The sequence below is a fragment of the Granulicatella sp. HMSC30F09 genome (assembly GCF_001806915.1).
GTDB classification, from domain to species: domain Bacteria; phylum Bacillota; class Bacilli; order Lactobacillales; family Aerococcaceae; genus Granulicatella; species Granulicatella adiacens.
This window is the reverse complement of the sequence record NZ_KV786427.1, coordinates 89518-100603: the sequence shown is the minus strand read 5'-3', so window position 1 is coordinate 100603 and position 11086 is coordinate 89518. Positions and strand designations below refer to the sequence as shown.

The following is an 11086-nucleotide window of genomic DNA, read 5'->3' as shown; positions in this document are numbered from 1 at the left end:
TACATAAAATAATCTTCGTACTTACTTTATTTGAATGATAATTGGTTCGATAGTTCTACAGCACGCTCTTCAAACGTTGTCATTTCGACTTTCAACTCTCTTTTAAGTGCTTCTAGACTTACGTTCACTAGCTTCTTATTATCCACGACTCTTTCCCCATTAATCCATACATCTTGGACATTAGAGGCATTGGCAGAATACACCAAGGCCGCATACGCATCATGCACAGGAAACATATTCACTGAGGACGTTTCGACAAGCAATATATCTGCTTTTTTGCCTATTTCGAGTGTGCCAACTTCCTCATCAAGGCCAAGTGCTTTTGCTCCACCTTTTGTCGCCAGTGACACAATTTCTTTTGCTGGAAACGCGCTACGATCCTTCAGATGCGTTTTATGGAAATTAGCTACCATTCGCATTTGAGTGAATAAATCCAGCGTATTACCGCTACTTGGGCCGTCCGTTCCTAGTCCAACCGTCACTCCATGGTCTAGTAAACTGCGAATTGGTGCGACTCCTTTTGCAGACTTCGTATTGGCGCCGATGCAATGAACGACGCTGACGGTTGGATAGTTCGCCAGAATTTCGACATCTGATTCCGTCATCAGAATTCCATGAGCTAAGATAACCGGCACTTCGAAAAATCCAAGCGACTCTAAAAATTCAATTGGTGTTTGGCTATAAGTTTTACGGAAATAATCCATCTCGTACGTCATCTCAGAGACATGAAGCGTAATAGGAACTTGGTTTTCTTTGGCAAACTCGAGAATCGCTCTCATCACTTCTTCGGTATTTGTATTCGGAGCATGAGGGGCAATTAATGGATGTACGAGTTCGTCTGTTTTCCATTTATCAACAAACGCTTGGGTGTATGCTAGGGCATCATCAGTATTCCTGCTATCGGGCGTCTTCATATTGATAATCGTTTCACCTACGAGAGAACGCATCTTCATGTCTTTGGCGACTTTGGCAACTGCATCTTCAAAATAATACATATCACACATCGCAGTTACGCCTGCTAGCTGCATCTCCGCAATCGCATAGGCCGTGCTTTTTGCAATTAACGGTTCGTCAACCACTTCTTGCTCTAATGGAAATAGGAAGCGTCTGAGGCGGTCTGGGCAATCATCCCCTAATGAGCGGAAAGGAATCATCCCACAATGCGTATGAGCGTTCACGAATCCAGGAAGTAGGATTCCACCCTGTGCATCTATCCAATCATCTGCCTTCTTCTCCTCAAATTGATCCATCGCACCTACTTCAACAATTAAGTGCCCCTCCATCACTAAGTACCCACTTCGGTACTCTGTAAAGGCATCATCCATCGTTAAAATCCATGCATTTTTATATCCGATTCTCATTACTGCCGCTCCCTTTCCTGTCTATTATATTGTAATTGAATTCCATTATAAGAACAATCAAAACTCGAATTTAAAAGAACAAAGCCACTAGTCTAACATTCGTCTAGCGGCTTCATCTATTTCGTTCCTGATATGTCCTTAAATAAAATTCAATATTCTATTGGTTTAGGATTTTATTCCATTGATCAATCCAAGCTTTAAGGTTTTCATTTACAAGTTTGAAATCAACTGTTTTTGCACGTTTTGCAACATCACCATAAGTCATTGTTTTCACTTCGTTATCTGCTAATTTTACATCTTTATTAACTGGAGCTTCACTCAATGATTTAGCTTTCACAGTTTGATTTTCAGTTCCAATACGGAAGTTTACATATTTGTAGGCATTCTCTTTGTTTTTCGCATTTTTTACGATATTCACTGTGTTGTAGTTTGCATACGTTCCTGATTCAGGAACGACAGATACCACATTCGAGTTTGCTTTTTTCACAGTTGGAATGGCAAAGTCTACAACAACTGCAACTGTTACTTCCCCTGCTTGGAACATATTTGCTAAGTCACTAGATTTAGAATATGTCTTAACAATATTTGGTTTTAATTCTTCAAGTGCTTTGAATGCTGCTTCCCCTTTATCATCTTTGAGGGCTTTTCCGCCTTTATCAGCAGCTATAGATAAGAATAATGGACCACCTGTTGTTGTGATATCAGGAATGGCGATTTTTCCTTTTAAATCTTCTGACCATAAGTCGCTCCAGTCTTTAATTTCACGACCTAATTTTTCTTTATCGTAAACAATCGCAATACTGTTAATAGAGAATGGAATTCCTCCACCGTTTTGGAACACTTCTTTAGCCCCATCTGTTAATAAAGCAAGATTTGGAATTTCTTTTTCAGTCACCGTTTCAAATAATCCTTCTGTTGTTCCTTTTGTAGAACCTGATTGCGATAATTCGATAACGTCAATGTTACTTCCACCACTTTGAACTTTTGTTAAACGTTCAGAAGCATTACCGACTTCTAAAGTCACTTTAACACCATTTGCCTCTTCAAAAGGTTTAATAATGTCACGCTCTACAATATCTTGGCTTAATCCAAATGTTGAAACAACTAATTCTGTAGAAGCTCCTTTTGAAGCCTCTCCTCCTGTTGTTGTTGAATCATTCTTTGATAAATTTGCTTGGCTATTTCCACACCCTGCTAATACTAATAACGATGCTACCGCAAGTCCTGCAATTAATTTTTTCATGTGTGTACACTCCTTAATTTTTTTATTTTATAACACAATGACATGATTTTTAGGGAAAGATAGGGATACTTGGCTTCCTACTTCTAAAACGGATGGATTATTCACAAGAAGAACTCCCATTTCTGTTTTCACTTCATACTGATACGCTTTTCCGATAAAGGTTCTTACTAAAATTTCACCTGGAAGAACGCCTTCGCCCTCGTTTAAGAGTTCGATATGGTCTGGGCGAATCGTTACTGTTACATCTCCTTCTTTAGCATGTTCCAACGTTTCAAGAACAAGTCCATTCGACAATTGAACAGAGTTTTGGACTTGTACCGTTCCTTTGATGAAGTTTTCAAATCCAATAAAGCGAGCGACGAACTCCGTCGTTGGATGTTGATAGATTTCTTCAGGTGTACTGTATTGTTCGATAATCCCATTATTCATAACGGCTACCTTATCTGAAATAGAGAAACATTCCTCTTGGTCGTGTGTGACAAATAAAGTCGTAATCTTGAATTGTTGCTGGATGCGTTTGATTTCTAGACGCATTTGAAGTCTAAGTTTGGCATCCAAATTACTTAACGGCTCATCGAGTAGTAAGAGTTTTGGTTCAATAACAAGCGCTCTGGCAAGAGCCACCCGTTGTCTTTGTCCCCCTGAAAGGTGTTTTGGATAGCGATCTCCAAGTTCTGCTAAGCCGCACACTTCAAGCATTTTAGCAACTTTCTCGTCAATCGCTGCCTTACTTTCTTTTCTCACTTTCAATCCGAACGCAACATTTTCAGCCACTGTTAAATGCGGGAATAATGCGTAACTTTGAAAAACCATCCCGAATTGTCTGTGATGGACAGGCACTTTTGTCATATCCTCACCGTCTAATTCGAAGGTTCCACTGTTTTGATTGAGGAGCCCTGCTACAATACGAAGCGTCGTCGTTTTCCCACAACCACTCGGACCGAGCAAGGACACTAATTCCCCCTTTTCAATCGATAAATTCAAATCTTTTAAAATATGATGTTTATTATCGTAAATCATATTTACATCTGTTAATTTTACAAATGACATATCTTTCTCCTTATGAAATGGAAGCTAAGCCCAACGTTTTTTCAATCGTAATCATAATCCCCATCGTTACAAACATTAAAATCACCGATAATGCTGAAACAGATGGATCGTAGTTAAATTCCATATAACTTAATAAAGTCGTTGGAAGCATGGTCACTCCTGGACCAGATAAGAACATCGATACTGGAACGTTGTTAAATGAATTCACGAACGAAAGCATGAACGCCGCGAAAATTCCTGAAGTGATATTTGGTAAGAGCACCGTTGCAAAGGCTCTCTTCTTCGTACAACCAAGCGTCCAAGCAGCCTCTTCCATCGACAAATCGACTTGTTCCATACTAGAGCCAACGACACGAATCACATATGGGATACTAATGAGGAAGTGCCCAATCAGTAATCCCGGTAGAATTGGGAATTTAAAACTCACAACAATCATTTGATAGAGAGAATACCCTACGACAATCCCTGGAATCATTGTTGGCGATAAGAAGAAATCCTTCATTAACTTCTTCCCTTTAAATTGGTCTCTTGATAATACGTACGCTGCTGGCACTCCGATAATTAAAGCTAGAAGTGTTGCCACAACGCCCACTAATAAGCTGAGTTGTAAGCTCGACATAAAGGCTTTTGACGTAAGCGCCATAATATACCAGTCAATGGTGAATCCTTTAATCGGGAAAGTAATAATCGCTTCTGTCCCAAAGGAAGTAATCACGATAATCACGAGTGGTAAGAATAGGAATAAAAAGACAACAGTCGCAATCATCGTTAGTAATTTATTTTTACGCAATGTCTCCACCTCTCTTATCCATCGATTTCGCTAAGAGATTCAATGCCTTCATCACGGCAAATGTAATCACAATCATCACAAGCGCAATCACACTCGCACTTGTCCAATCCCCAAGCGTTGTCGCGCGTTGGTATAGCAATGTGGCTAGCATCATCTTTTTATTTCCACCTAATAATTGTGGTGTTGTATAAGCAGTAAGCGTTCCTGTAAACACAAGAATACTCCCGACAATCATCCCTGGTAGCGACAGTGGCAAGATAATCTTGAAGAAGCCTTTTAAAGGACTAAGCCCAAGCGTTGCCGCCGCTTCTAGCAGGTCATCATCAATATTCTCCAGAACTCCTACGAGCGTCATAATCATTGTCGGTAAAAATAAATAAACTGAACCAATAATAATCGAGAAATCTGTATATAAAAGTGACATCGGCTCGTTAATTACGCTAAACATCATGAGTAGATTATTAATGACTCCGTTTTTACCAAGAATTGTAATCCATGCAAAGCTTCGAATAACAGAGTTGGTTAATAGTGGGAATAGCGTTAATGCAATCAGAATCCCTCTCCATTTCTTCGATACGCCAGAAATTACGTATGCTGCAGGCAATCCTAAAACAGCACAAAAAATAGTAACGATCAAGGAAATACTAAGCGTACGTCCTAACACCGCCATAAAATAGGAATCTTTGAAAAAATCAATATACAGTTGCAGAGAAAAACTGCTTTCTGGGAATACCGTTGGAAGTAAACTACTTATTAACGGAAGGACTAAGAAAAAGCACAATAGAACAATCCCAGGAAAGAGCAACGTATATCGAACGTTCTTCTTCATAACACATCTCCTTGTTCGTTTTTAGACTTATATTATACGGCTGATTTAAATATTTTTCAATACGATTTTCAAAATTTCCAAACAAAATTTTATATAACTCCTATTTCATTCGTGTTCAAATCCAACTTAAATCTATAATTATCAAATATGGAAATTATCATATATGATAATTTCATCGTCTCTCCTTCTCTAGCGAGCGTAGAAGAAGCATTATTGAGGTTAGATAAACTAACTTACTAAAGTTCAAGGATTACAAAAAAGAATCAGTTTATTGAAAGAATAGTGGGAGTAGCATTGAAACGAATAAGCTGGAGTATGAAATTTATTTCCTACTCCAGCTTTGAGGCTTCAAAGGCGAAAGACACCGGCTCGAGCCGGTGCCCTTCGCTCTTCTTATTTTACGAGCGTAGAAGCAGTATTAGCACTTTATAAACTATCACGATAAAAAAGTACGAAGATTAGCTATCTTATGTATAAAAACAAAGATTACCTCGGTTTCTATAATAACAACAATAGCGAGTGTATTTGTAGCGAATTAGCAGGAGGAAGAAATGATTTCCTTACTAAAAAACTCTATGGATTTAGACGCAGTAGCTGATTGAATTAAGCTTCATCACTTGTGATTCGCTTAATCCTAATCAGCCTTGCGGGGGTAAGACTACAAAGCAAAACGGGCTCACGCTGTGAGTCCGTTTTTGACTTTGGTCTTACTCCCGGCTTTGAGGCTTCAAAGGCGAGAGACGCCGGCTCGAGCCAATACCCCTTGCCCTTCCTTTTAGCGAGCGTAGAAGAAGTATTCCTACTTTACTAACTCGCACAATAAAAAAGTACGAAGATTAGCTATCTTATGTATAAAAACAAAGATTACCTCGGTTTCTATAATAACAACAATAGCGACTAGTAACCGATGCGAATTACGGATGTGAGAAATTTATTTCCTAGCATCCGTTTGAGGCTCGGTAGGAACTGAGACGCAAGGCTCAGTCCGGTACAGCTATTGTCGTTATTATGAAGATAACCGAAGGTAATCTAAGTTTTTATAGTACTACATAAAATAATCTTCGTACTTACTTTATTTTATCGAATAGATACGTTGTCTAAAGCCACTAATGCTTCTTCTACGCGAGTCATGGCGGACTTAATAACGTCTTCCTCCAACGTCGCATTGCGGTTCACAAACAATAATGAATACGCTAATGATTGGAATCCTTCTGGCACATGTTCCCCTTTATAAACGTCGAATAACGTTACTTTTGATAAGAACTCACCAGCATTTGCACGGATCACATCCACTAACTCAGCATGTGTTAATGAAGTTGGTGCTAAGATCGCGATATCGCGTGTCATACTTGGATATTTCGCAACCGATTGAATCACTGCTTCTTGTAAGTTAGCTGCAAGTAATGGTTCCACATCTAACTCGAAGACGAATGTGTCTTGTAAGTCTAATGCTTTTTGAACCGTTGGATGAACTTTACCGATTAAACCAATCACTTCTCCGTCTAAAAGAATACGTGCTGATTGTCCTGGGTGTAATTCTTCAATATCTGTTAAAGGCTCGAAACGTACACGGTCTAAGCAGTCTAATTGTGCGAAGTACGCTTCTAGAATTCCTTTTACCACATAGAAATCCACTTTCTCTGCTTTATGGTTCCAGTTTGCACTTGTCACGTCTCCTGTTAAAATACCCGCGATGACCTCGTTTTCGATGAAATCTTCACTTCCAGCAGCTCCTAGTTTGAACACACTGCCTGCTTCAAATAATTTCACGTTGTTTTGTGAACGAGCCACGTTGTATTGAACGGCTTCTAATAAACTTGGTAATAGTGATTGACGTAATTCACTACGATCTTCACTCATTGGCCAGCTTAAACTCACGCTTGTTGCGTCTTTCTTCGTAAACCATTTTGATTTTTCTGGAGTTGTTAATGCGTAAGTGTATGCTTGTGAAAGTCCAGCTCCTTGCATGAATTGACGAGTGTAACGGATGAAGCGTTGTTTATCCGTTAAGCCACCTACTGTACTTTCAGTTGTTGGTAATGTCGCAGGAATTTTATCGTATCCGTAAATACGTCCCACTTCTTCTACTAAGTCTGCTTCGATAGAAATATCAAATCTCCATGCAGGGATTGTCACGTCGAAACGTGTTCCTTCTACCGTTGTTGGATATTCTAATTGTGCAAATACTTGTTTCACTTCATCTAGTGTTAAGCTTGTTCCTAAAACGTGATTTAAGCGTTCTAGAGTGATGCTCACAACTGGTAATTCTAAGTCATAACTTTGTGCTGAAGCAAATGCCTCTTTCACTGTTCCACCACCAAGCTTTGCAATCAATGCTGCAGCACGTTTTCCTGCTTGAACGATCGTCGCTTTGTTAATGCCTTTTTCAAAACGAGCACTTGATTCGCTACGTAAGTTATGTTTTTGTGAAGCTAGTCGAACTGCTTTAGGATCGAACAAGGCTGCTTCTAATAACACTGTTGTTGTTTCGTCTGAGATTTCAGTGTCTAATCCACCCATTACACCAGCTAATGCGACTGGTTGGCCACCTGAAGTAATCATGATTTCGTTTTCTAATGTACGTTCTTCCCCATCTAAAGTCACTAATGTTTCGCCTTCTGTTGCTCGACGCACATGGATGGCTTTTTCAGGTAATTTATCGTAGTCAAATGCATGAAGCGGTTGACCGTATTCCATTAAAATATAGTTTGTTACATCTACCAGATTATTGATTGGACGAACTCCAGCTGCGATTAAACGGTTTTGCATCCATTGTGGACTTGGAGCCACTTTAACGCCTTCGATTAAGAATGCGTGATATGCAGGAGTATCTGCTTCGTTTTCTACAGAAACTTTGACAACGCCTGGAATTTCAGAAGAAGTTCCTTTTTCAAACGCGTCTGGTTCTAAATTGTTCTTCAAGTTGTAAATCGCACCGATTTCGTGAACAGAACCGCGCATGCTTAAAGCGTCAGAACGGTTTGCAGTGATATCGAGTTCCACAATCGCTGAATCAAGCGCTAAGGCACAAACTGCGTCACTTCCTACTTCAATGCTGTCATCTGTGAAGACGTAAATCCCATCTTCATATTCTTTTGGTACTAAGTTACTTGGCACACAGATTTCTTGTAAGGAACAAATCATTCCTTGAGATTCTACACCACGTAATTTCCCACGTTTAATTTTATGACCGCCAGCAATGCGTGCTCCGTGAGTCGCCACAATAATCTTTTGGCCTGCTGCGATGTTTGGAGCGCCACACACGATTTGAAGAGGCTCGTCTTGTCCTACTTCTACCGTGACAACATGTAAGTGGTCTGAATCTGGATGGTCAACCACTTCTGTTGCTAAACCAACCACTAGTCCTTTTAAGCCTTCGCCTGGAACCGTTACGCTATCAACTTCGATCCCTGTACGAGACATTTTTTCTCCTAATTCTTGAGGAGTGATTTGTGATAAATCAATATATTCATTTAACCATTCATATGATAATTTCATGTTCTTCCTCCTCTTATGATTCTTTCGTAAATTGGCTTAAGAAACGCACATCGTTTGTATATAATGAACGAATATCTTCTATCCCATATTTCAACATTGCGATACGGTCTTGACCTAACCCAAAGGCAAATCCACCGTAAACACTTGAATCCACACCAGCAGCTTCAAGGACGTTTGGATGCACCATACCACTACCTAATACTTCAATCCAACCTGTTCCTTTACATACAGAACAGCCTTCTCCACCGCATTTGAAGCAGCTAATATCCACTTCTAGAGATGGCTCCGTGAATGGGAAGTAACTTGGGCGAAGACGCACTTCACGGTCTTCCCCGAACATTTCTTTAGCAAATGCGGCAAGAGTTCCTTTTAAGTCTGACATCGTAATGTGTTTATCGATCACAAGACCTTCGATTTGATAGAACTGATGTGAGTGAGTCGCATCATCGTTATCACGACGGAATACACGACCCGGACTTAACATCTTCAATGGGCCTTTTGTAAAGTCATGTTTCTCCATTGTACGAGCTTGTACTGGAGAAGTTTGTGTACGAAGTAAGTACTCAGGAGTGATGTAGAATGTATCTTGCATATCACGCGCTGGGTGATCTTTTGGCAAGTTCATCATCTCAAAGTTATAGTGGTCTGATTCCACTTCTGGGCCTTCTACGACTTGGTATCCAAGGCCGATGAAGAAATCTTCCACTTGGTCTTGAACGTGCGCTAATACATGCGCAGTTCCACGTTCTACTGGACGACCTGGCATTGTGACGTCGATCGTTTCAGATTGCAACGCTTCTTCTAACGCTTTTGCCTCTAATACTTCTTTAACTGAAGCGATTTTTTCTTCTAAGACAGAACGTAATTCATTGGCAAGAGCCCCCACTTTTGGTTTCTCTTCGTTGGCTAAGTTTTTAATGTTTTTAAGAACTTCTGTGATTGGTCCTTTTTTCCCTAATTGTTGTACACGAATTTGATCGAGCTCTTTTAATGTTTTTACTTCTTCTAAAGAAGCAAGTACATCTTTACGAATCGCATCAAACTGAACTTTCATTTCTTCTAAATTCATTGTATTCCTCCTTTTAAAATAAAAATCCCTTATAGCCAATAGACTATAAGGGACGAAATTTCGCGGTACCACCCTTGTTCCTTGAGACAGGCTCAAGACACTTGGACGCTGTTAACGGGGGCGACCCGAACCATTATTCATCAGTGAATCCCAATGGTCACTCCGGAAGTGAAAAGTTTGAAACGTGACTTGGAAGACTTGCAGTCAGGATCTTCCTCCCTGAAAAGCTTTGTTAAAAACCCTTTTCCATCAATGTGTTTTCTATATATGCTTTATCCTATCATAATGGCTTCAAAATGAAAAGAAAAACTAATCTTAGTTGGTTTAAAAGAACATTTGAATCGCAATCACAATGATTAAAATCACAATGACAGAAACCAGCCATACATTTAGAAAATGATTGTATCTTCTAAGTCCTGATTTTGGCGTGCGGTGTACTTGTGAAGCTTCTTCCTCGCGTTCAGCGTACAACTCTTCCTCCTTTTCATAAGAACGTCCACGACTGTCTCTTCGCTCTTGCCTAGTTTCAAGTTCTTCTAACTCTCGATTCTGTTTTTCTAATTGTTCTTTATACGATTTTCTCGTTAATAAAGGTTCATTTGGCATTGATTATTCTCCTTTATGCATCCAAGCATACTGTGCTGCAATAATCGTCTTCGCATCCGCAATTTCACCCGTTTGGATTTTTTGCATCACTTCTTCGAGTGGCATCCATAAGATTTCAACAAATTCATCTTCGTCTGCTGGTTTCGCATTTTCTTTGACCGTCACATTTTTTGCTTGGAATAATGTAATTTTCTCATCGCAGAATCCAGGAGTAGAGACCATTTCCATCATCTTCACCCATTCTTCGGCAACTAGGTTTGTTTCTTCTTCTAATTCACGTTTTGCGGCTTCTAGAGGCACTTCTTCCTTCCCGTCTAATTTCCCTGCTGGAATTTCCAAGAAGTGCATTTCTAATGGTTTTCTATATTGACGAACGAGTAGCATCTTTCCGTCACGAATCACGAGTACTGCTACTGCTCCCGTATGAAATACGAGGTCTCGCGTAGAAGTTTTCCCATTCGGTAGCTCTACGATATCTTGTGTTACTGTAAAAATACGTCCTGAATATTTAATATCTCTTTGAATTGTTTTTTCTGTAAAATCCATAATTTCGCCTCCATTTTGCTTTATTATAATTGGTTTTAAGCATTTCAACAATCGATTTTACTAAACTTTAAAGACAAAAAATGAGTGATAAAAC

Annotated in this window: 9 protein-coding genes; all 9 read right to left on the bottom strand. The window is 39.6% G+C overall.

Annotation, left to right across the window (positions count from 1 at the left end; translation table 11 throughout):
- Window positions 1-26: 26 nt before the first annotated feature.
- Window positions 27-1361: an amidohydrolase gene (locus HMPREF3103_RS05670; RefSeq protein ID WP_070438130.1), complete on the bottom strand. Its 1335-nt coding sequence runs from the start codon at window positions 1359-1361 to the stop codon at window positions 27-29.
- Between the two features lie 157 nt (window positions 1362-1518).
- Entirely contained in the window at window positions 1519-2604 is a 1086-nt protein-coding gene (locus tag HMPREF3103_RS05665; protein WP_070438127.1) for an ABC transporter substrate-binding protein, read from the bottom strand.
- 27 nt (window positions 2605-2631) lie between these two features.
- Complete coding sequence (locus tag HMPREF3103_RS05660) at window positions 2632-3654, bottom strand: ABC transporter ATP-binding protein (protein ID WP_070438124.1); 1023 nt, start codon at window positions 3652-3654, stop codon at window positions 2632-2634.
- Between the two features lie 10 nt (window positions 3655-3664).
- Complete coding sequence (locus tag HMPREF3103_RS05655; RefSeq protein WP_070438121.1) at window positions 3665-4444, bottom strand: ABC transporter permease; 780 nt, start codon at window positions 4442-4444, stop codon at window positions 3665-3667.
- Window positions 4437-5273: an ABC transporter permease gene (locus HMPREF3103_RS05650; protein WP_070438118.1), complete on the bottom strand. Its 837-nt coding sequence runs from the start codon at window positions 5271-5273 to the stop codon at window positions 4437-4439. The genes HMPREF3103_RS05655 and HMPREF3103_RS05650 overlap by 8 nt, the downstream gene beginning before the upstream one ends.
- Window positions 5274-6350: 1077 nt before the next feature.
- Window positions 6351-8771 (bottom strand): phenylalanine--tRNA ligase subunit beta, encoded by a 2421-nt coding sequence (gene pheT, locus HMPREF3103_RS05645; protein WP_070438115.1) that lies wholly within the window; start codon window positions 8769-8771, stop codon window positions 6351-6353.
- A gap of 13 nt (window positions 8772-8784) precedes the next feature.
- Complete coding sequence (gene pheS, locus HMPREF3103_RS05640) at window positions 8785-9840, bottom strand: phenylalanine--tRNA ligase subunit alpha (protein ID WP_070438112.1); 1056 nt, start codon at window positions 9838-9840, stop codon at window positions 8785-8787.
- Between the two features lie 324 nt (window positions 9841-10164).
- The gene (locus tag HMPREF3103_RS05635; protein WP_005606775.1) at window positions 10165-10446 is read right to left on the bottom strand and encodes a hypothetical protein; all 282 of its coding nucleotides are present in this window, start codon (window positions 10444-10446) and stop codon (window positions 10165-10167) included.
- A gap of 3 nt (window positions 10447-10449) precedes the next feature.
- Entirely contained in the window at window positions 10450-10992 is a 543-nt protein-coding gene (locus HMPREF3103_RS05630) for an NUDIX domain-containing protein (RefSeq protein WP_070438108.1), read from the bottom strand.
- Window positions 10993-11086: the final 94 nt, after the last annotated feature.

Bases quoted from the DNA above. Each gene is read 5' to 3' on its own strand.
- HMPREF3103_RS05670 (WP_070438130.1), bottom strand. From the start codon at position 1,361: ATGAGAATCGGATATAAAAATGCATGGATTTTAACGATGGATGATGCC.
- HMPREF3103_RS05665 (WP_070438127.1), bottom strand. From the start codon at position 2,604: ATGAAAAAATTAATTGCAGGACTTGCGGTAGCATCGTTATTAGTATTA.
- HMPREF3103_RS05660 (WP_070438124.1), bottom strand. From the start codon at position 3,654: ATGTCATTTGTAAAATTAACAGATGTAAATATGATTTACGATAATAAA.
- HMPREF3103_RS05650 (WP_070438118.1), bottom strand. From the start codon at position 5,273: ATGAAGAAGAACGTTCGATATACGTTGCTCTTTCCTGGGATTGTTCTA.
- pheS (WP_070438112.1), bottom strand. From the start codon at position 9,840: ATGAATTTAGAAGAAATGAAAGTTCAGTTTGATGCGATTCGTAAAGAT.
- HMPREF3103_RS05630 (WP_070438108.1), bottom strand. From the start codon at position 10,992: ATGGATTTTACAGAAAAAACAATTCAAAGAGATATTAAATATTCAGGA.
- HMPREF3103_RS05635 (WP_005606775.1), bottom strand. From the start codon at position 10,446: ATGCCAAATGAACCTTTATTAACGAGAAAATCGTATAAAGAACAATTA.
- pheT (WP_070438115.1), bottom strand. From the start codon at position 8,771: ATGAAATTATCATATGAATGGTTAAATGAATATATTGATTTATCACAA.